Annotated in this window: 19 protein-coding genes, 2 tRNA genes and 1 riboswitch; of the genes, 5 read left to right on the top strand and 16 right to left on the bottom strand. The window is 44.4% G+C overall.

Annotated features, from left to right (window positions below):
• Nucleotides 1–19: 19 nt before the first annotated feature.
• The 3 genes from trmL to NQ489_RS12625 form a co-directional block, all read right to left on the bottom strand.
• Entirely contained in the window at nt 20–520 is a 501-nt protein-coding gene (gene trmL, locus NQ489_RS12615) for a tRNA (uridine(34)/cytosine(34)/5-carboxymethylaminomethyluridine(34)-2'-O)-methyltransferase TrmL (protein WP_015524365.1), read from the bottom strand.
• A gap of 72 nt (nt 521–592) precedes the next feature.
• Nucleotides 593–1,204 carry an AIR synthase-related protein gene (locus tag NQ489_RS12620; RefSeq protein ID WP_021651799.1) on the bottom strand — a complete coding sequence of 204 codons (612 nt, stop codon included), beginning with the start codon at nt 1,202–1,204 and terminating at the stop codon, nt 593–595.
• Nucleotides 1,205–1,308: 104 nt separating this feature from the next.
• Nucleotides 1,309–2,994: a B12-binding domain-containing radical SAM protein gene (locus NQ489_RS12625; protein ID WP_044961642.1), complete on the bottom strand. Its 1,686-nt coding sequence runs from the start codon at nt 2,992–2,994 to the stop codon at nt 1,309–1,311.
• A 223-nt stretch (nt 2,995–3,217) separates the two neighbouring features.
• Here NQ489_RS12625 and NQ489_RS12630 point away from each other — a divergent pair, with 223 nt between their 5' ends.
• Entirely contained in the window at nt 3,218–3,898 is a 681-nt protein-coding gene (locus tag NQ489_RS12630; RefSeq protein ID WP_021651802.1) for a Crp/Fnr family transcriptional regulator, read from the top strand.
• On the opposite strand, the gene NQ489_RS12635 is transcribed toward NQ489_RS12630, so the two are convergent.
• From NQ489_RS12635 to NQ489_RS12645, 3 genes are all read right to left on the bottom strand, one after another.
• Nucleotides 3,895–5,718, bottom strand: coding sequence for a DUF6020 family protein (locus NQ489_RS12635; protein ID WP_021651803.1), 1,824 nt, complete (start codon nt 5,716–5,718; stop codon nt 3,895–3,897). The genes NQ489_RS12630 and NQ489_RS12635 overlap by 4 nt on opposite strands.
• A 102-nt stretch (nt 5,719–5,820) precedes the next feature.
• Nucleotides 5,821–6,120 (bottom strand): thioredoxin, encoded by a 300-nt coding sequence (gene trxA / locus NQ489_RS12640; protein WP_021651804.1) that lies wholly within the window; start codon nt 6,118–6,120, stop codon nt 5,821–5,823.
• A gap of 49 nt (nt 6,121–6,169) precedes the next feature.
• Nucleotides 6,170–7,072 (bottom strand): NAD(P)/FAD-dependent oxidoreductase, encoded by a 903-nt coding sequence (locus tag NQ489_RS12645; protein WP_021651805.1) that lies wholly within the window; start codon nt 7,070–7,072, stop codon nt 6,170–6,172.
• Nucleotides 7,073–7,384: 312 nt separating this feature from the next.
• On the opposite strand from NQ489_RS12645, the gene NQ489_RS12650 reads away from it, so the two are divergent.
• Nucleotides 7,385–8,569: an iron-containing alcohol dehydrogenase gene (locus NQ489_RS12650; RefSeq protein ID WP_015524359.1), complete on the top strand. Its 1,185-nt coding sequence runs from the start codon at nt 7,385–7,387 to the stop codon at nt 8,567–8,569.
• 130 nt (nt 8,570–8,699) lie between these two features.
• Nucleotides 8,700–8,772: transfer RNA gene (locus NQ489_RS12655), tRNA-Phe, on the top strand.
• A gap of 104 nt (nt 8,773–8,876) precedes the next feature.
• Here NQ489_RS12655 and NQ489_RS12660 read toward each other — a convergent pair.
• Nucleotides 8,877–9,956 (bottom strand): 3D domain-containing protein, encoded by a 1,080-nt coding sequence (locus NQ489_RS12660; protein ID WP_044961645.1) that lies wholly within the window; start codon nt 9,954–9,956, stop codon nt 8,877–8,879.
• Nucleotides 9,957–10,118: 162 nt separating this feature from the next.
• Here NQ489_RS12660 and NQ489_RS12665 point away from each other — a divergent pair, with 162 nt between their 5' ends.
• Both NQ489_RS12665 and NQ489_RS12670 read left to right on the top strand, forming a co-directional pair.
• The gene (locus tag NQ489_RS12665) at nt 10,119–10,808 is read left to right on the top strand and encodes a lysozyme family protein (RefSeq protein ID WP_044961647.1); all 690 of its coding nucleotides are present in this window, start codon (nt 10,119–10,121) and stop codon (nt 10,806–10,808) included.
• A 166-nt stretch (nt 10,809–10,974) separates the two neighbouring features.
• Nucleotides 10,975–11,047: transfer RNA gene (locus NQ489_RS12670), tRNA-Gly, on the top strand.
• Between the two features lie 164 nt (nt 11,048–11,211).
• Here the strand turns inward: NQ489_RS12670 and NQ489_RS12675 are convergent.
• The 9 genes from NQ489_RS12675 to topA form a co-directional block, all read right to left on the bottom strand.
• Entirely contained in the window at nt 11,212–12,396 is a 1,185-nt protein-coding gene (locus NQ489_RS12675; protein WP_015524356.1) for a phosphoribosylaminoimidazolecarboxamide formyltransferase, read from the bottom strand.
• A 38-nt stretch (nt 12,397–12,434) separates the two neighbouring features.
• Complete coding sequence (locus NQ489_RS12680) at nt 12,435–13,148, bottom strand: IMP cyclohydrolase (RefSeq protein WP_015524355.1); 714 nt, start codon at nt 13,146–13,148, stop codon at nt 12,435–12,437.
• 86 nt (nt 13,149–13,234) lie between these two features.
• A riboswitch (ZMP/ZTP riboswitch) is annotated at nt 13,235–13,316 on the bottom strand.
• 97 nt (nt 13,317–13,413) lie between these two features.
• Nucleotides 13,414–14,130, bottom strand: a complete 717-nt coding sequence (locus NQ489_RS12685) for a peptidoglycan recognition protein family protein (protein ID WP_044961668.1) — start codon at nt 14,128–14,130, stop codon at nt 13,414–13,416.
• A gap of 112 nt (nt 14,131–14,242) precedes the next feature.
• On the bottom strand, nt 14,243–15,697 hold the full coding sequence (gene guaB, locus NQ489_RS12690) for an IMP dehydrogenase (protein WP_021651810.1): 1,455 nt from the start codon (nt 15,695–15,697) through the stop codon (nt 14,243–14,245).
• Nucleotides 15,698–15,765: 68 nt separating this feature from the next.
• The gene (locus NQ489_RS12695) at nt 15,766–16,269 is read right to left on the bottom strand and encodes a DUF6106 family protein (protein ID WP_044961649.1); all 504 of its coding nucleotides are present in this window, start codon (nt 16,267–16,269) and stop codon (nt 15,766–15,768) included.
• Between the two features lie 113 nt (nt 16,270–16,382).
• Entirely contained in the window at nt 16,383–18,002 is a 1,620-nt protein-coding gene (groL, locus tag NQ489_RS12700) for a chaperonin GroEL (RefSeq protein ID WP_021651812.1), read from the bottom strand.
• Nucleotides 18,003–18,049: 47 nt separating this feature from the next.
• A complete protein-coding gene (gene groES, locus NQ489_RS12705; protein ID WP_021651813.1) occupies nt 18,050–18,334 on the bottom strand; it encodes a co-chaperone GroES in 285 nt (94 codons plus the stop codon).
• 297 nt (nt 18,335–18,631) lie between these two features.
• Nucleotides 18,632–19,417, bottom strand: coding sequence for a GTP-sensing pleiotropic transcriptional regulator CodY (codY, locus tag NQ489_RS12710; protein ID WP_015524350.1), 786 nt, complete (start codon nt 19,415–19,417; stop codon nt 18,632–18,634).
• A 145-nt stretch (nt 19,418–19,562) separates the two neighbouring features.
• Nucleotides 19,563–21,635 (bottom strand): type I DNA topoisomerase, encoded by a 2,073-nt coding sequence (gene topA / locus NQ489_RS12715; RefSeq protein WP_021651815.1) that lies wholly within the window; start codon nt 21,633–21,635, stop codon nt 19,563–19,565.
• Nucleotides 21,636–21,660 lie beyond the last annotated feature (25 nt).

The following is a 21,660-nucleotide window of genomic DNA, read 5'->3' on the forward strand; positions in this document are numbered from 1 at the left end:
TTATTTACTCTTTGCAGGCTTATTTCCAATCGTAATTTCTCAGATGGCCTTCCAGATTCATATGCGTAAAATTATGCTGTCGCAGCGCCTCATAAAGCACAATGGCAACTGAATTGCTTAAATTCAGGGAACGGATATCTCCGATCATCGGAATCCGCACGCAGGTTTCCTGATTGTTTACCAGGATATCCTCCGGGATTCCCGCACTCTCCTTGCCAAACATAATGAAACAGTCATCCTCATACTGCACATCTGTATAAGTCTGAGGTGCCTTGGTGGTTGCGTAATAAATCTTTGCTCCCGGATTCTTTTTGAGAAAATCCTCATAGTCTAGATATCTGGTCACATCCAGATGTTCCCAATAATCCATACCTGCACGCTTGATGGCCTTTTCATTCAGGCGAAAACCAAGCGGTTCGATCAGATGCAGCCTGGTTCCTGTTGCCACACAGGTTCTTCCGATATTTCCTGTATTTGCCGGAATTTCCGGCTCATGGAGCACAATATTCAAAACTCCCATTTATTTTTTTCCTCTTTTCTACATAGCATTAAATATACAAAATATGCATTCGCAATCCGCTTCGCTGCTTGCTCATGAGATCAAAAAGCCAAGCTTTTTGGTCTCATCTTCTGCCGGGCGTTCCAGATATCTGGCATTTCCGCCGCTGTAAAGAAGCCTGTCATTTCCGGAATCGGTCTGCCCGATCACTGCTGCCATGATCCCCTCTCGCCGCAACTGCTGCACAAACGCATCACCGCCATGGATTCCCATAAGAATACTTCCGCCGGAAAGCAGCTTGTACGGATTCACATCAAGGATCTCACAGATCTCTATGGTTTCCTGTCGGATGGGCACACTTCGAAGATCTGCACTAAGACCTACTCCGGATGCCTCCGCCATTTTCCAGAGGGCAGCAAGAAAGCCGCCTTCTCCCATCCGATATCGGGCACTGGCTCCGGATTCTTCCGCCATTTTCCAAATTTTATCATTCTCTGTTCCTGTTCCGTAAACCTCAGGAAGCTTTACAGCATCCTCGAGAAACCGTTCTGCAAAAAACTCCCGCAGCCTGTCATGATAATTCTTTGTGATCCATGCAGTTCCTTCTGCTGCCACAGGGCCTGCCACAATCAGCTCGTCTCCCGGCATAAGCCGTCCGTCTATCTCTGCCTGAAGCGCCTCCAGTGCTTTTTTTCCAAGTTTCATAACTGCCGCCTTAATAAAGGATAAGTGAAAGCACAGTCGGAACTACCATTGCCAGTACCAGAATAACTGCGATGATCGCTGTGATCACTTTTCTTTTTTTCGGATCAAACATTCCCATAATTATTATTCACCTCATCTGTAATATCCGTTAATTGCGCATTGTTGGTCAAAGGATCCCTGTCTGTATAATCAAAAAGAAGCTTCTTTCCGTCCCGGAACACCTCGATATGGGCGGTTTTCGGGATTTTTTTCGCTTTCCGGTAATCCCAGATCAGCCGCTCATACGGCTTCTGGTCTGAAGCAAAGGATGGCCTGCTCTTTAAATTCTCTCGAAGATAAAGATCCAGGAGCATTACATCGGAAAGTGCTTCCGACGGAATCTCTTTCTGTTCTCCGGCAAACTCCATAAGGATCTCATAGCGCCTCATCCTGGAATGAGAGATCTCCGAGTATCCTTTTTTCTCATAAAATCTGCCAAGTGCCTCATACATCCGGAAAGGATCGTCAAAATACTTCTCCAGAAATACAAGGGTATTTTTGAACTGCCCACTATTATAATACACTTCCACCATACTTTCCACCATTTTCAGCCTTAAAATCTCCCCGTAGGTCAGCCAGGCTGTGGAAAGTACCTCATAGGGTTCCCGATTCTTGTAAAGAATCTGATATTCCCCTGTCATTTCCATCATGTATGATCCCTTCAGCACTTTCAGAAAACCAAGCTGAAACTGTTCCGGACGCAGTGCGTAAACATCGCAGAAGGACTTGTGGAAGCTGTCGTATCCCTCATAGGGAAGTCCTGCGATCAGATCCAGATGCTGGTGGATATTTCCAAAGCTGTGGATCTGCTCTACAATCCCTTTCAGCTTTTCAAAATCCATGGTTCTCCGAATGGCTTTGATGGTCTGAGGATTGGTAGACTGTACACCAATCTCCAGCTGGATCAGGCCCGGACGCATGGTTTTCATCAGCGCCAGCTCCTCCGCACGGAGAAGATCTGCGGAAATCTCAAAATGAAAATTGGTGATCCCGTTATCATTCTCCGTAATATACCTCCAAATCTCCATGGCATGGTCATGCCTGCAGTTGAAGGTACGATCCACAAATTTGACCTGAGGAACTTTATTATCAATAAAAAACTGCAATTCCTTTTTTACAAGCTCAATATCACGGAACCGAAGCTTCTTATCTATGGAAGAAAGGCAGTAGCTGCAGGAAAAGGGGCATCCCCTGCTGCTCTCATAATAAATAATGCGGTTTTTAAACTCTGTAAGATTGCTGTATGCAAACGGAACTTTACTTAAATCCATCAATTCCCGCCAGCCCGTGTGTACAATATCCCTGCCTTTGTTTTCATCACGAAAAGCTACTCCGCGGATCCCGCTCAAAGTTTCCGGTTTTCTTTCTATATAATAACCTGCCAGTTCATGGAAGGTTTCCTCTCCTTCTCCCACCATCACTCCAAAAAACGCAGGATTCTTTTTCAGAAATTCCACCGCATCGTAGGATACCTCCGGGCCTCCTGCCCAAAACTCCACCTGTGGAAGGATTTTCTTAAGATCCGGCACCAGCTCCCTGACAAAAGAAATATTCCAGATATAGCAGGAAAAGCAGACCACATCCGGCTGCTCCAGATAAATATCTTTTAAAATGTCATCCCTGATCTGATTGATCGTATATTCTTTGATCACAACCCTGGAGCTGTATTCTCCGGAACAGGATTTCAGGTTATATACCGCAAGATTGGAATGGATATATTTTGCATTGCATGCTGCAAGTAAGATTTTCAAATTTTATATTCTCCTAACTTCTGTCGGATAATTTCTTTCCCCGGCAGTTTTCATTATTTCTCTGTTGATCCTTTTCGCTTTATGATTATAACGTTCCCGCCACCGGATGTAAATAGAAAAACAGGGATTTCCCTCCTGCCGCAAAAATGCCGTTTTTGTTGTATTTCCATCCAAACAGCGTTAAAATGAGTACTATATATTTTTATAAAGGAGTAATCTTTTTATGGATCGAAACAGCTGTCTGAATTATTTTCAGGCGTTTCCCTTCTGGGAACATATGACGGAAGAAGATCGGAATTTTCTTCTTGATAACATTCGCGAGCTTCATTACCCGGCAGGTGCTGCCATACAGTCTGAAGAGCGCCAGTGCCTGGGAACTCTTTTTCTTCTGAAGGGAGTTCTCCGTGTTTATCTACTGTCCGCTCAGGGAAAAGAAGCAACCCTTTACCGTTTAAGGGACAGTGACATCTGCACTCTTTCCGCCTCCTGCATGCTTTCTGCCATTACATTTGATGTACAGATCGATGCAGAAACAGACTGTGATCTGCTTCTGCTTCCGGCAGTTCCTTTTTCCCGGCTGATGAAAAACAATATCTATCTGGAAAATTTCATCTACAAACGGACAACTGAACATTTCTCAGATGTGATCGCAGGAATCGAACGGACATTTTTTATGACCCTGACTCAGAGAATCGCAGCCTTTCTTCTGGATGAAGCTGCAGATACCGGTTCCGATGAGCTCGCTCTCACACAGGAAGCCATCGCCCGCTCCATCGGAAGTGCCAGAGAAGCTGTCAGCCGCAGCCTTAAAAAAATGAATAAAGACGGCTCTATCCAGATCTCACGGGGATCGATCCGCATTCTGGATAAAAGACGTCTTTATGAAATGATGAATACTTTTTAATTTGAAGATGTTTTAGGTGCCGGCTGCAGGATCCACCAGAACAGCATCGGCATAATAGTCATTACCGGCCACATATAACGGATCATCCCATTTACAGGAGACACAAGACATATCAGTATATTCAGCACCGGTATGGCAAAGATCAGGAGTTTTTTCCATTGCTTCTTCACCAGAAGATATCCCATCAGCAACAGAGTAAGCCAGGTATACGTTCCTGCACTTAAAATAAGTCCCAGGCCAGGTGCGCGCATCCATAATTCATCATAAAGCCGGAATATATACTGGATTTTTTTTGGCCCAACATAACTGACATCGATCCCGGATTTCTTCTGATACAGTTTATCTATGTAGAACCGGTACACGCCCTGCTGTCCTCTTCCCATATGGAACGGATCATTATAGCTGTAGGTGTTATTCAATGTCGCCTGGACATATACTCCCGGATGACGACAGAACATGGCAAACCAGGCTTTAAAATAATCTTTCATGTATCCATCCAATTTAGGATCATTATCATCATCTCTGAACCTGAATGTAATTTTCACAGGATCCGACAGTTCCGGATTATACTTCTCGGCAAGAACATCATAATCCAGGATCCTGTTGATCGCTTTCTTCTCACTTGCGGTTACATCATCCGGATATTCTCTCAGATATCGGGCAGTCTGCTGAAACGGTACCGAAAGCATTTCACATCGGGATCCAGGTGCCACGCCAAGGGCAGGTGCTGCCCCCTTTTCTACGCCCAGATAACAGGCAAAAACACAGACAGCTACAATAAATGCATATTTCCTCGCGCCCTTTACCAGGAAGAAAAACAAAAGGATCAAAGAAGGCAGGACCAGATGAATGCCATTATTTCGGGTAAGACAAACACTGATTCCCAGAAGAAATAAATATACTGCCTTTCTCTTGGAAAAGGAATGACAAATATCTATATACACTGCAAAATACAAAGTAATGACTGCCGTATATAATCCATCTTTGATCACTGCCTGGGCATAGCTTCCAAATATGGGAACAAATGCAAACAGCAGAACAGTACCAAAAAGTATCCATTTTGGAGCCTTCCATCTGTACAGATAGCGGACTACCGCACTGTAACACCAGATTTCCACAGAAGTAAACACAATGACGATCAAAAATACTCCAAAATTATAACACCAGATAGTTTTTCCAAGTGTCAGCAGTCCACCCATGATCATCGTCAGGACCCATGGATGATGATTGTCCAGCGGCATAGCTCCCAAAAATACATCCAGCTGCCGAAATCCATCTGCCGGGATCGAACCTGGGAGAAATGCCAGGATAAACGGTGTCCATCCAATGATCATAGATATCTTTGCCAGGCGGAACCACATTACTTCTTCCTCTCTGGCCGGGATACGCCCGCAGGCCTTTCGGAAGAACTCCATCTCAGGAATCCTCCAGAAATAAGTGATTCCCATATCACAGATAATATAAAATCCTATAAAGCATCCGGCTGAGATCAGGATCTGTTTCTTTGCGCCAAACAGAAAATCCCAGTTTCCATTTGTAAAATAAGAAGTTCCAAGAAGCATTCCCGCCGAAAAGATCACTGCCAAAACATGTGCCTGCCAGTTTCTGTATTTCCGGTAGCCCTCCCATCCTTTCACGTATAAAATAAGAAGCAGGATCCATGCAAGCAAGCTCGTGCATCCCAATCCATTATAAACATCGCTCATTTTCTCTACAGAAGTATTTCCATCCATTGGAAGGCCCGTAAAAGAAAAGGCCAGCGCTGTGATCATTGCCGCGATCACAGGCACTGCATTCTTTTTTATTATTTTCTCATCCATATTTTTATTAACCCTTGTCTAAAATTTTCAGTAAACCAACAATGCTCCGGAAACCATTTCGGTTCCCAGAGCTGTATCTGTTTTTTCTGTTTTCTGTTTTGGTTACTGAAGCGCTGCCTCAAGCTCTGTCTTTGATGTCAGTCCCACAAAACGTGCGGTCTCTTTTCCTTCTTTGAATACCAGCAGTGTGGGGATACTCATGATCTTGTACTGCTGTGCCAGTGATGGCTCTTTGTCTACGTCAACCTTGCCAACCTCATATCCGGCTTCTGCAAGCTCTTCCACGACCGGAGCCTGACGTCTGCATGGTCCGCACCAGGTTGCCCAAAAATCTACCAGTACCGGCTTTTCTGCCTTTAATACCTCAGTTTCAAAATTGTCTGTTGTAAAAACTTTTGCCATGATAAAATTCCTCCTTGATCCTGTATTTATTTTTAGTATCAGCTTATGCTTACGCCTTCAGAAGCTTCCGCACATACTGACAGGCGGAAAGTCCTGCCTGGGCACCGTCATGAACAGCTTTTGCCACCTGGAGAAGTCCACCGGTGCAATCACCTGCTGCATACAGTCCCGGAACTGTAGTCTCCATCTCTTCATTGACCCGGATATTTCCTTTTTCATTCAATTCCGCTCCGATCTGGCGGGCCATCTCCGAGCTTCCGGCTGTACCAAGTGCTACAAAGACTCCCTCTGCCGGCACAAAAGAATCTGCTCCGGTACCTGCTTCCTGCATGGACACATCACTTTTCAGGCGGATGCCGGAAACACGCTCATCCCCTTCGATCGCCTGGATCTTCATGGTGTTAACCGGAAGCGGATTTTCTCTTGAAAATTCCGGTTTCTTTCCATCTGTAAAGATCGTCACACGGGAAGCGGTATGAGAAAGTTCTTCTGCTTCATGAAGAGCAAAATCACTGTTTCCAAGCACTGCCACTTCTTTTCCTCTGTAAAAAAATGCGTCACATACTGCGCAGTAGCTGACACCTTTTCCCTCAAATTCCTTTACTCCCGGAATCCTGGCAGAAGCTCTCCTGCTTCCGGTTGCCAGGATCACGCTGCGTGCCTCAAAATCTCCTGCGGTAGTTTTCACCTCAAAAGTATCAAAACCACCCATTCCCACAACCTGGGCATCCAGGATCCGTACTCCAAGTGCTCTTGCCTGGGCAAGACCTCTTTCGAAAAGTTCTCTGCCGGACAGCGGCTGCTCCAGTCCGTAATAGTTCTCGATCTTCTCCGCTTTTTCCAGTGAACCGATTCCTGTATTTATGATCAGCGGATCCATATTTCCTCTTGCCGCATAAAGTGCTGCCGAGATCCCGGCCGGACCTGCTCCTATGATAATGATATTCTCCATTTCAGACACCTGCTTTCTTCTTCGTTTGGATCTGTTCTATAATATACGCTTCGCATTGGTCTGTTTCTGTGATCAGGTCACTTTTCCTTCACAGAAGTCATTATATCACATTCCCCCAAAATTACACCTTTTTTTCAATAGCTTTTATTTGCGTCTGTTTCTCTTCTATGCTATTATTATAACGACTTTAAACCAATTAAATGAATCAAGATGATACCCCTGCGGGATCATAAATATCTGCTTGACCTGTAAGGAAACAGATTCCTTATATTTATCAATAGATCATGAATCATAAAAAGGAGCCTAATCTCTATGAGAAATTTTGAATATTTTACCCCTACCCGGGTTATTTTCGGAAAAGATACACACCTTAAGATCGGCACTGTTCTAAAAGAGCAGAACTGCAGCAAAGTACTGATCCATTATGGCAGCCACAGTGCAGTAAGCTCCGGTCTGATCGATGAGATCCGATCTTCTCTGGATGAAGCTGGAATTTCCTATGTCACTCTTGGCGGTGTGGTTCCCAATCCCCGTCTCTCCAAGGTACGTGAAGGTATTGAGCTTTGCCGCAAAGAACAGGTTGATTTTCTTTTGGCTGTTGGCGGTGGCAGCGTTATTGATTCCTGCAAGGCCATCGGCTATGGACTTGCCAATCCGGATACAGATGTATGGAACTTTTTTCTCCGCACCGAAACCCCAAAAGCCTGTCTTCCTGTAGGCGTTATCCTGACGATCGCAGCTTCCGGAAGTGAAATGAGCGGATCCTGTGTGATCACCAATGAAGAGGGCTGGCTGAAACGAAGTAGTGCCCGCAACGATCTGTGCCGCCCACGTTTTGCTATTTTAAATCCCCGCCTCACCTATACCCTGCCGCAATATCAGACCGAAAGCGGCTGTGTGGATATCCTGATGCATACTATGGAACGGTACTTTGTAAATATCGAAACCATGGAGATCACCGACAGTATCAGCGAATCTCTGATGCAGACCGTGATCTATAACTCCCGGATCCTGATGAAGGAGACGGATAATTATACTGCACGGGCAGAGATCATGTGGGCCGGCAGTCTTTCCCACAATGGACTTACCGGCTGCGGAACCGGCGGTGGTGACTGGGCCTGTCACCAGCTGGAGCATGAACTGGGCGGCACCTACGATGTGGCTCACGGAGCCGGTCTTGCCGCTTTGTGGGGAAGCTGGGCACGTTACGTTTATGATGCAAATCCGGAACGCTTTGCCCAGTTTGCAGTCAATATCTTTGACATTCCCTGCAGTACCGACTTCAACAAAACTGCTCTTGCCGGCATAGAAGCCATGGAAGACTATTTCCGTTCCATCCAGATGCCTACCAGCCTTCATGAGCTTGGTCTTGATCTTACAGAAAAGGAGATTCATGATCTGGCGTTTAAATGCAGCTTTGAAGACACCCGTACCATCGGTGTGTTCAAACAGCTGAACATGAAAGATATGGAAAAAATCTATCTTGCTGCCAGATAAATCTGTAGCCATAATATTGCAGATGTTTTTTTGAAAATCAGATTTTTCAGAAAAACATCTGCTTTTTTTATTTTTTCCTTGCATTCTCTACATAAATGTGTTAAAGTAACAAAGTACTCGAAAGAGACATGTCCAGATAGCTCAGTTGGTAGAGCAGAGGACTGAAAATCCTCGTGTCGCTGGTTCGATTCCGGCTCTGGGCATTATTTTTTTACTCTGATCGCAGAATAGCCTCTGCTGGTCAGAGTTTTTTTATACAAAAAACTGCTGCAAATCCCTTGTGGAATCTACAGCAGTCTTTTTCTGATCACTGAAGCAAATAAACTTCTGTATAAAACACGCCCTTCTGCTCTGCTTCGGAGTGTGTTGCCACATATACATCAATGCAATTGGTCCGGATCGCTCCTCCGCAGTCCTCTGCAACATAAACCTGTCCATTGATCACTACTTTGGAACCGTATGGGATCTGACTCGGATCCACTGCGATCGTACGGTTGGTAGTGGCCGTTACTCCTGTGGAAGTAATTCCATTCGCCCATGGTCCGCAACAGATGCTGCACGGACAATAATGCGTGATCCGGAATGTTCCCAGTGGTTTCAGTGTCGCGTCAGAAGATACTGATACCGGCGTTCCGATCTGTACGCCAGATGCGGTACTTCCGGAACCACCTGTGGAAGTTACACCATCTACCGCATCCGCAAAAACGCCCTCCCCGGAACTCTTAGTAAGGGATCCTGCTTTTGTATTCTTTTCCTGCTCTGCCTTGGCCACTTCCGTAGCCTGATAACCTTCCAGGCAGCTGGTCGGAATATAGCCGACGTGATCTGAACCACTGTCATCTGTGTAAACGATCCTGCTCCAGATAGCATCTACCGTACCTGTTCTTTTCAGCTCATCATCCTGAAGGACCTCTCCTACAACCTCTCCGTCCTTCTTGCCGGGATAATCCAGGATATCACTGTCCTGTGCCGCTGTAACTGTATCTGTAAATTTATTTACGATCTCCGTATCACTGAGCACGCTGTCCGAAACATAACCGATGATCTTGTCCTCACCTTTCTTTTGGAAGGTCACCTTGCTCCAGCCATTGTCACAGACTGCAATTCTTTCAAGTTTCGTTCCCAGGATCACAGAACGCAGCTCTGTACCACTGTCTCCCGGATTGGACCGGATTTCCGTATTTTTCGCTGTAACATAAAGCGTATCACTCTTCGCCAAAACATTTACTGTATTTCCCGCCCCATCATCGATCTGAAACTGCTGAGGTGTTTTTTTCTCCTTTGTATATGTATCCAGTGTTGCTTCATATCCCAGTACCTCTGCTGATACGGATGCAGGGAAAAGCATAGAAGCACATAAAATAATTGCCAGAAGCTTTTTTCGCATGAAATCTTGCCTCCTTTCTTCCGGCATTCTACGGTTTGTCCCGACTATCATAGCATATCAGATCATATTTTGCAATTTCACAGGACAGTCTTCAGAAATTTTTAACAAAAAGATCATATTTTTTAACTGGTCAAATCTATCCATAACGGATACAATACTTATATGAATACAAAACACAAGAAACCAACCCTTACTAAAAAACAGCGCCACAAACTCCGTGTACAGCAGGTGCGAAGGCAGAAGATCTTTCTGACATGTCTTTTTCTGCTGATCGTGGGCTGTATCCTTCTGCGTTTTTCCAAATTTTCCGGCAGGCAGAAGGAAACCCATCAGATCAATGCAGCCTGTGAAGCTTATCGCGATGAGGTTTCCAGCGAAGCAGCACAATATGATATGTCCGACTATGTAGACCTGATCCTGGCTGTGATGATGCAGGAAAGCTCCGGACAGGGTACCGATCCCATGCAGTCCTCAGAAGGAGCCTACAACACCAGATATCCTCAGCAGCCCAATGGTATCACAGATCCTTCTTACTCTATTTCCTGTGGCATCCAGGAACTGAAATATGCTCTGGAAAAGGCCGTCTGTACCGGTCCGACTGATCTTTCCAAAATCCGTCTGGCTCTGCAGGCATACAATTTCGGAGCCGATTCCTATTTTGCTTATCTGGAAGAAAACGGTCAGACTGTGTGGACGGCCCAAAGTGCTCAGGCCTTTGCTCAGATGGCAAGCGGCGGCACACAACGTGATGAAGATGATCCCCTTCATGATCCTGCCGGTCCATGGGACTATGGTGACCAATACTATCCGGATCATGTTTTGCGCTATTACCACTTAGACAATAACTCATAAACCACCGAAATATTGTCATATACAAGTTCTATTTCAGACGTCTGGAATAAACTTTATATGTTGTGTATAATTTCAAAAAAATTCCAAAAAACATTTGACAGAATATAAAATCTATGCTAATATATGTCTTGTCGCTGAGGGAAACACTTGAAACGATAAGACATATGCGATAGTGGCGTAGTTGGTAACGCGCGACCTTGCCAAGGTCGAGACCGCGGGTTCGAGCCCCGTCTATCGCTCTTCAGAACTCTGAGTTTTTCAGAGTTCTTTTTTATTTTTAAAACTATCCTTTTTCGATCAAAAAGTCCCGGGTCTGATCTCTTTTTTCCAGAAATTCAGATTCGGGACTTTATATTTTTTATCTTTTATTTCAGCTGCATATCATGGCCAAGGCATGCATCTTTTAGTGGTGGAAAAGGCGGATTCCTGTAAATGCCATCACCATTCCATACTTATTACATGTATCGATAACTGCGTCATCACGTACAGATCCACCCGGCTCTGCAATATATTTTACACCGCTCTTATATGCGCGCTCGATATTATCACTGAATGGGAAGAATGCATCGGATCCCAGTGTCACGCCGGTAAGACCATCCAGCCATGCTCTCTTCTCTTCTTTTGTGAACACTTCCGGCTTCTCTGTGAATGTCTTTTCCCATGCACCATCTGCAAGGACATCCATATATTCCTCACCAATGTAAACATCAATGGCATTATCTCTCTCCGCACGTGTGATCGTGTCTTTAAACGGAAGCTCCAGTACTTTCGGACACTGACGGAGATACCAGTTATCTGCCTTCTGACCTGCAAGGCGTGTACAATGTACACGGGACTGCTGTCCTGCACCAACGCCGATAGCCTGTCCGTCCTTAACAAAGCATACAGAATTGGACTGTGTATATTTCAGGATGATCAGAGAAACCTTCATATCTCTCTTGGCTTCTTCCGTAAGCTCTTTATTCTCTGTTACAATATTGGAGATCAGCGCATCATCAATTGCCAGCTCCTGGCGGCCCTGCTCAAAGGTGACTCCAAATACCTGTTTGTGCTCCAAAGGTTCTGGAACATAGTTTTCATCGATCTGGATCACATTGTAATTGCCTTTTTTCTTCTGCTTCAGAATTTCAAGAGCCTCCTCTGTATATCCTGGTGCGATCACACCATCAGAAACCTCTCTCTTGATCAGCATTGCGGTATCTTTGTCGCAGACATCAGAAAGAGAAATAAAATCACCAAATGATGACATACGATCTGCACCTCTTGCTCTTGCATACGCACATGCAAGCGGGGAAAAATTCTTCCAGTCCATATCATCTACCCAGTAGATCTTTGCCAGTGTCTCATTCAGCGGAAGTCCGATGGAAGCACCTGCCGGAGATACATGCTTAAATGAAGTTGCTGCCGGAAGTCCGGTTGCTTTCTTAAGGTCACGTACCAGCTGCCAGCCATTAAAGGCATCCAGGAAGTTGATGTATCCTGGTCTTCCGGAGAGTACCTGGATCGGAAGCTCACTTCCATCTGCCATATAGATCTTTGATGGTTTCTGATTTGGGTTACATCCGTATTTTAACTGTAATTCTTTCATGAAAAAGCTCCTCCGTTCTCTGTGATATCCCTATTTTCTTATTTATTCTTGTTTACGATCCTGGATTCATATTTTCCTGTCTCAATGTCAATAAAACGAACAAAGAGAGAAACTTTATTATCCTGGTTCAGGCTCTTCCAGAGGAGATCCGTAAACTCATCAATATCGCTTGGGATCTCTACCAGCTTCGGCTCTCCCTCGAAACTTGGAAGTGGATTTCCATCGCATTTATAAGTATGGATAAAACGTCCCTGTCCTGCCGCCGCATTCTCATAGGCAAATGTATAACGAAGACAGGAATCCGGATTTCCGTTATTGCTCTTTAAAATAGACATCGCATAATTGAATTTACCGTCTTCAACATGAAGAACACCTGAAATACGAGGTGTATAGTTCGGCGCATCCGGCTCAAACTCTCTGCTGCGGAGAGACTGTTCAAAGGTGAGCTGTCTGTCCATTCCCTCATAGATCGTATCTGTCTGATCACCGTTTGTTACGATGGTCTTATTTCCAAGGACACGTACCGGTGCATAAATGATCAGGCTCGGGTCTGTAAGCTTGGACGGATCAAAAGCCTGTGTACGGATTCCTTCCCCATCCTCAACAAAAATACGGTTTCTGCTGTTCTCGCTTCTTCCCATAATAAAATATGCAGTAACTGCATGTTTCCCGTCAGCGGAACGTCCGATCACAATTCCTCTTCCCGGATAGGAATTTTCTTTCAGTTCTTTTTCAAGTGAAAATGTCGTCATTTTTCACAGTCCTCCTTGTCTAATGTAAGGCCCGGGGCTTATCCCAGGATATGAACGGTAACAAAAAACCGCCTGGACACCCCTTATCAGGCTGCCCAGGCGGTCGGCTTCTCACTTCACTGCACTCCCTGTAGGTAATCCTACTTTCCGCCAGTCATGCAGCTTCTGCTGTTATACTACAATACTTCTTCTTAATTTTCAAGCCCCTATTTTCAGAAATTATTTTTCCAGACTTCTTGTTGCTCACAAAATAAACAATAACACTTTATTTCCCCTGTAATGCATAATCTGTCTGGATCTGTGCTGCAATGTCTGATTTCATCTGGATCCATGCATCGGGATTTTCCACGTAATACTTCGGACAGTCTTTACCTGTGACATCATAATGACGGATCACCTGATCCGAAGTCAGTCCAAAGCGTGTACAAAGCCACGCTGTCAGCTTTACCGCCGAATCATAGGTTGCTGTATTAAACTGCCCTGTTTCATCCGGATGGCAGCATTCAATGGATATGGTATCTACATTTCTGGAATTTGTGGCATAGGATATTTCTGAAGTGGGAATACATTGTACCACTTCTCCCTCCAAACCTATCACAAAATGACTGCTGACTTTGTTGTCCTGCGTTGTCGCAAGATTTTCAAAATAATTCCGGTTGGATATGGCAGTAGATCCCGGATTGGCCGTATAATGAATGGCTATATAATTTACCTGTTCGATAGAAATCTGTGGTCTGGAATAGGAATTCGGTGTCAGAAGCTCCACATCAATAAAAGGTGCTCCTTCTGCCTGCCATTGTTCCGGTCCGCCATTTCCGCTGGCATTCCCGGATATTTCTTCCTGTCCGGACTGAGTTTCACTCTGTTCCATGCGCATCTCAAAAAATGCGTATCCTAACGCACACGCAGCAAAAGCAACGATCACAATGATACATATCAGCACAATCCTCTGTAGGATCTTGATCGGGTTCTTTTTTCTCAAAGACTTCTTTTTTCTTCTGGAAGACCCGGAGGAAGTTTTCTTTACGGAAACAGGCCGCCCGCTATGGGACGGCCTGGGTGACTTTTTACCGGTCTTACCTTTTTTTCCTTTATTATTCATCTACACTGTAGTTTGGAGCCTCTTTTGTGATGTGGATGTCATGTGGATGTGACTCTTTAAGAGATGCAGCTGAAATCTTGATGAATCTGCCTGTTGTCTTCAGCTTCTCAATATTTTCTGCTCCACAGTAACCCATACCGGATCTTAAACCACCGATCAGCTGGAATACGGTATCCTCAACATGTCCTTTATACGCAACACGACCCTCAACACCCTCCGGCACAAGCTTCTTTGCATTCTCCTGGAAATAACGATCCTTGCTGCCATTCTCCATAGCTGCGATAGATCCCATTCCACGATATACTTTATATTTTCTTCCCTGATAAAGTTCGAATGTTCCCGGGCTCTCGTCGCATCCTGCGAACATGCTTCCCATCATGCAGACATTGGCACCTGCTGCGATGGCCTTGGTGATATCTCCGGAATATTTGATACCGCCGTCTGCAATGATCGGGATTCCGTAGCTGTTAGCCACTTCATAACAATCCATAACTGCAGTAACCTGCGGAACACCAATACCTGCAACAACACGTGTTGTACAGATAGATCCCGGTCCGATACCAACTTTGACTGCATCTACTCCAGCCTCGATCAGAGCCTTGGTAGCTTCGCCTGTTGCAACATTACCTGCGATTACCTGAAGCTCCGGATATGTTACCTTGATCTCGCGGACTGCTTTTAAAATGTTTTCTGAATGACCATGTGCAGAATCAATTACGATCACATCTACATTAGCCTTCACAAGCGCATCAACACGTGCAAGCACATTTGCTGTGATACCAACCGCAGCACCACAAAGAAGTCTTCCCTGTGCATCCTTGGCTGCAAGCGGATACTTGATCTGTTTCTCGATATCCTTGATGGTAATGAGTCCTTTTAAATTAAAGTCATCATCTACAATGGGTAATTTCTCCTTACGGGATTTCGCAAGGATCTTCTTGGCATCCTCAAGTGTGATTCCTTCCTTAGCTGTGATCAGTCCTTCTGAAGTCATGCACTCCTTGATCTTTCTGCTGAAATCTGTCTCAAATTTAAGATCACGGTTTGTGATAATACCTACCAGTTTTCTGCCTTCTGTGATCGGAACACCGGAAATACGGTATTTCGCCATCAGGTCATTGGCATCCTTCAGTGTATGCTCTGCTGAAAGATAAAATGGATCGGTGATAACACCGTTCTCAGAACGTTTAACTTTGTCAACCTCTTCTGCCTGTGCCTCAATGGACATATTCTTGTGAATGATACCGATACCACCCTGTCTGGCCATAGCAATTGCCATTCTGTGCTCTGTAACTGTGTCCATTCCCGCACTCATCATGGGGATATTCAGCTTTACTTTCTTGGTTAAATACGTTGAAACATCAACCTGATTCGGAATTACTTTAGAATAAGCCGGAACCAGCAGGACATCATCAAACGTAATGCCTTCACCAATAATAGTACCCATTGCATTTCCTCCCTTTGTGTAAGATATTTTAAATTTGTGAACTAGTGTAACAAAAAACAAGATTCATGTCAATCCAAAAAAACTTTACTCGGTGCAGAATTTTTCATGGTATTGGCAAGTTCATCATCCAGCTCCAGGATCACCTTGCAGGTTTCTCCGCTGTCTCTTACGATCATGGCATAGCGCTTATGATCCTCAATACCTGAGGAAAAGTCTATGGTTTTCATCTTCTGATTTCCGTTGTAATAATCCATTCTGTGGGATTTCAGAGGTGCCACAAGATCAGCCTCCGCAAGCTGAAGTGATTTTACTCTTTTCCTCTTTGACTTGGACATGATCATATCAATATCCAGTTCCCCGTTAACAAACAGATATTCATATTCCAGGTCTGTTTTCGGAATTACAAAATAGCATGCAACACCAAGAGCGATAGCCGGAACCAGAAGAAGTGCATTCAGCACCAGACCTCCCAGAACCATGATCACGGTCAGTACAATAAGACCGTATTTTATAACAAGATCCTTCCCTGTCTGTTTCTTCTTTACCAGAAGTTCTGAATATAAGTCACTCATTTGCTTCTTCCTTTCGTAATTTACTGATTTCTTTTGATTATAACACAAAAAGAGAGCCGCGTCCATGACGCAGGCCCTCTCATTTTGTAAATTATTTACCTGCCTGCTTGAAATTACATCATTCCCATTCCCGGGTTTGGTGCCGGAGCAGGAGTATCCTCTTTGATCGTAGAAACTACAGCCTCTGTTGTAAGAAGTGTAGATGCAACACTTGTTGCGTTCTGAAGTGCACTTCTTGTAACCTTTGCAGGATCAAGGATTCCATTCTCAACCATGTTTACATATTTCTCATTCAGAGCATCAAAGCCTGTACCTACCTCAGACTCTCTTACCTTGTTGATGATAACAGCGCCTTCCAGTCCTGCGTTTGCAGCAATGTGGAACAACGGAGCCTCAAGGGCTTTCAGGATCACATAAGCACCTGTCTTCTCATCTCCCTCAAGTGTTGTTGCAAGTTTTGCAACCTCTTTGGAAGCATGGATGTAAGCAGATCCGCCACCTGCGATGATACCTTCCTCAACAGCTGCTCTTGTTGCTGCAAGAGCATCCTCAAGACGAAGTTTTGCTTCTTTCATCTCTGTCTCAGTAGCAGCACCTACACGGATAACAGCTACGCCGCCAGCCAGTTTTGCAAGTCTCTCCTGAAGTTTCTCTTTATCGAACTCGGATTTTGTCTCCTCGATCTGCGCACGGATCTGTGCAACACGTTTTGCAATGGCATCTTTGTCACCGAGACCATCAACGATAACTGTGTTCTCTTTTGCAACTTTAACAGATTTTGCACGTCCAAGCTGCTCCATCTTAGCTTCTTTCAGGTCAAGACCAAGCTCATCGGAGATCACCTGTCCGCCTGTCAGGATCGCGATATCCTGAAGCATCTCTTTTCTTCTGTCACCATAGCCAGGAGCTTTTACAGCTACTACCTGGAAGGTTCCTCTCAGTTTGTTGACGATCAGAGTTGTAAGGGCCTCACCCTCAACATCCTCAGCGATGATGAGAAGTTTCGCACCGGCCTGAACAACCTGCTCAAGAAGTGGAAGGATCTCCTGGATATTGCTGATCTTCTTGTCTGTGATCAGGATGTACGGATCATCAAGAGTTGCCTCCATTTTCTCCATATCTGTGGACATGTATGCGGAAATATATCCACGGTCAAACTGCATACCTTCTACAAGGTCAAGCTCTGTATGCATGGTCTTGGACTCCTCAACAGTGATAACACCGTCTTTGGAAACTTTCTCCATAGCATCAGCAACAAGCTGTCCAACCTGCTCATCACTTGCAGAGATTGCTGCTACGTTAGCGATCTGCTCTTTGCCGTTGATTGCCTGGCTCATGTTCTTGATCGCTTCTACTGCAACATCTGTTGCTTTTTTCATACCTTTTCTGAGGATGATCGGGTTGGCACCTGCTGCCAGGTTCTTCATTCCCTCATGAACCATTGCCTGAGCAAGTACAGTCGCTGTTGTAGTACCATCACCTGCTACATCGTTTGTCTTGGATGCAACTTCCTTGATGATCTGAGCACCCATGTTCTCGAATCCGTCCTCAAGCTCGATCTCTTTTGCGATGGAAACACCATCGTTTGTGATAAGCGGAGCACCGAAAGATTTGTCAAGTACTACGTTTCTTCCTTTCGGTCCAAGTGTTACTCTTACTGTATCTGCAAGTTTATTTACACCAGCTTCAAGTGCTGCTCTTGCTTCTGCGCCATATTTAATTTCTTTTGCCATGATAAAATGACCTCCTATTTATATTGATATACGATAAGATGTTTATATTATTTAATAACTGCCAGGATATCTTCCTGTTTTACAATGATGTAATCCGTACCATCCATCTTAACTTCTGTTCCTGCATATTTGGAGTAAATAACAGTGTTTCCGACTTCTACTTCCATCTTTACTTCTTTGCCATTTACAACTCCGCCAGGACCAACTGCGATAACTTCTGCCTGCTGTGGTTTCTCCTGTGCCTGTCCCGGAAGTACGATTCCGGATGCTGTTGTCTCTTCTGCTTCAACCTGTTTTAATACTACTCTGTCGCCTAAAGGTACTAACTTCATGATCTATGTTCCTCCTTTATAAGTTCCATCTTCGTCTGCTAGCACTCACTTTATACGAGTGCTAATCACTATGGCTATATTAGTGAATTTCACATATTTTCGCAACCCTTTTAAGATATGGTTTTTCTATATTATTCTGATTTTATCTCTTTTATACTCTTGTTTTCTCTTGTTTTCTCAATTTCATTATTTATTTTGATTTTATGAAACAGACAAAAAAGAGACTCCCACGCTAGCGGGAAGTCTCTTTTGTCACGTTCTTTATCTTATATCAAGCATCTGACAGTGCTGATCACATTATGCCTTCTTGCTTCTCTGTGCTTTTATCTCCTCAAGCTCATCAAAGATCACTTCATTAAGAACTTTAATGTAAGTTCCCTTCATACCGGATGAACGGGATTCGATCACACCTGCACTCTCGAATTTACGCAGTGCATTTACGATCACGGATCTGGTGATACCTACACGGTCAGCGATCTTGCTGGCAACCAGGATACCCTCATCCCCATCCAGCTCATCAAAAATATGGATGATCGCCTCAAGTTCTGAGAAGGACAGTGTACTGAATGCCGATTTAACGATCTGCTGTTTTCTGTCTTCTTCTGCGTTCTCGTCATGAACCGCACGCATCATTTCCAAGCCTACAACTGTTGTACCATACTCGCTGACAATAATATCCTCAATATCATAGGGATGATCATTGCGGTACATGAATAACGTTCCCAGTCTCTCACCTGCAATATCGATCGGATTCACGATTCCCTGATAATTTCCGGGTACATGCTCAAAGCCAAGTGTCTGGAGATTGACATTCTCCTTTGTGGAAAGAACACCAAGAAATCTCTCATTCAATAATGGGTCGATATGTCCGCCGATTTTGTCATCGATCAGCTCTGTGATCTCATCCACACCCGGGCAGATACTGACTCCCAGAACCTTACCTTTCTTACTGAGTACCAGGATATTGGAACTTAAGGTTTCCATGAGCACCTGGCAAATGTCGTTAAACACTACCTTGCTTGAGCTGCTGTTATGCAGAAGCTTATTGATTTTTCTAGTTTTATCTAGCAACTGAACGCTCATTTTTCCTCCTTTCACTTTCGTACTTTGAAAGAAATCGTTTTTCTAGTCTAATATTACACGTTATTCTGGAAATTTACAAGACTTTTTTATATTTTTTTATTTTTAACGGGATTTTCTGAAAATTGGTGGAAAAGCATTTATTCAATCAATCTTCATCTTTTGGTTTTTGTTCCACATATCCGCAGGTTTCCTGGCTGCAAACCAGCTTATTTCCCTTTTCGAGCATATAATTACCACATTTCGGACATTTCTTTGCAGAAGGTTTCTGCCAGGACATAAAATCACATTCCGGATTATTCTCACATCCGTAATATTTTCTGCCTTTTTTCGTTTTTTTCATGACAATTTCGCCGCCGCACTTCGGACATGCAACACCGATCTTCTCATAATATGGTTTTGTATTACGACAGTCCGGAAATCCGGGGCATGCAAGAAATCTTCCATGAGGACCGTACTTGATCACCATGTTGCGGCCACAGTTGTCACAGATCACATCCGTAACCTCATCCTGTATATCAACTTTCTCAAGCTCTTTCTCAGCCTCATCCACATCATGCTTCAGATCCGGATAGAAGTTACGTACAACCGTTTTCCACTGTACGGTACCTGCTTCCACGCAGTCCAAAAGTCCCTCCATAGTTGCTGTAAAGTTTACATCCACAATACTTGGAAAAGCCTGTTTCATAATATTATTAACAACCTCTCCAAGCTCTGTGACGTAAAGATTTTTCTGTTCCTTGGATACATAGCGTCTGCTGATGATCGTTGTGATGGTCGGCGCATACGTACTTGGACGTCCGATTCCAAGCTCTTCCATAGTCTTTACAAGTGAAGCCTCTGTGTAATGTGCCGGCGGCTGTGTAAAATGCTGCTCCGGCTTCAGTTCTTTCAGCTTCAGCTCCATACCCTTTTCCAGACTTTGACTTAAAACATTGCCCTTTTTGTCATCGCCCTCTTCTGTGTACACAGACATAAAGCCATCAAAGGCAACCTTGGATGCTGCAACCGTGAACACATACTCACCTGCTCCGATCTTGACAGACGTGGTCTCATAACGTGCCGGTGCCATTCTGCTCGCCGCAAAACGTCTCCAGATCAGCTGATATAAACGGAACTGATCCCTGGTCAGGGATTCCTTCACCAGAACTGGTGTCCTCGCAATATCTGTAGGACGGATCGCCTCATGAGCATCCTGTATCTTCTGTCCGTTTTTGATCGCCTTCTCTGTCTGAGAAACATAATCCAAACCATACTGCTCAGAAATATAAGTTCTTGCTGCTGCATCTGCTTCCTCTGAAATTCGAGTAGAATCTGTACGCAGATAGGAGATCAGACCTACCGTACCACTGCCTTTTACATCCACACCTTCATATAACTGCTGTGCCAGGCGCATAGTCTTCTGCGTAGAAAAATTCAGTGTCTTGGCAGCTTCCTGCTGCAGAGTACTTGTGGTAAACGGAAGGGGAGCGTTTTTGATCCTCTCACCCTTTTTTACTTCTGTGATCTCATATTTACAGTCTTCCAGACTTTTCAGGATCTCATCCATTTCCTGCCGGTTTCTGATCGGAAGTTTTTTATCTGTTCCATAGAACTTGGCTGTCAACGGTTTCTTCTCACCCTTTACCTGAAATTCACCCTCCAGGCTCCAGTATTCTTCAGGAATGAATGCATTGATCTCATCTTCTCTGTCACAGATGATACGCAGTGCCACAGACTGTACACGGCCTGCACTTAAGCCTCTTTTTACCTTGGCCCAGAGCAGCGGACTGATGGTATAACCTACCATACGATCCAGCATACGCCTGGCCTGCTGTGCATCTACCAGATTCATGTCCAGTTCCCTGGCCTGCTTGATGGACGCCTTAACTGCTGTTTTTGTTACTTCATTAAATGTGATCCTGTGCATCTTTGCAGTATCTGTCTTCAAAGCCTGCATCAGATGCCAGGAAATTGCTTCTCCCTCACGGTCAGGGTCAGTTGCAAGATAGATCTTATCTGCTTTTTTTGCTTCTTTACGAAGTTTTGCAAGAAGCTCACCCTTTCCCCGTATTGTAATATACTTCGGTTCAAAATCATTGTCCACGTCAATACCAAACTGGCTCTTGGGAAAATCCCTCACATGACCGTTGGACGCTTCTACTGTATAATTTGCCCCCAGAAATTTCTTTACTGTCTTCATTTTAGCAGGTGACTCTACTATCACCAGATTTTTGGCCATTTTACCTCTCCTAATCTCATTCTGC

It is taken from the genome of Blautia sp. KLE_1732_HM_1032, from assembly GCF_025147905.1.
In the GTDB taxonomy this organism is placed as follows: Bacteria; Bacillota; Clostridia; order Lachnospirales; family Lachnospiraceae; genus Blautia_A; species Blautia_A fusiformis.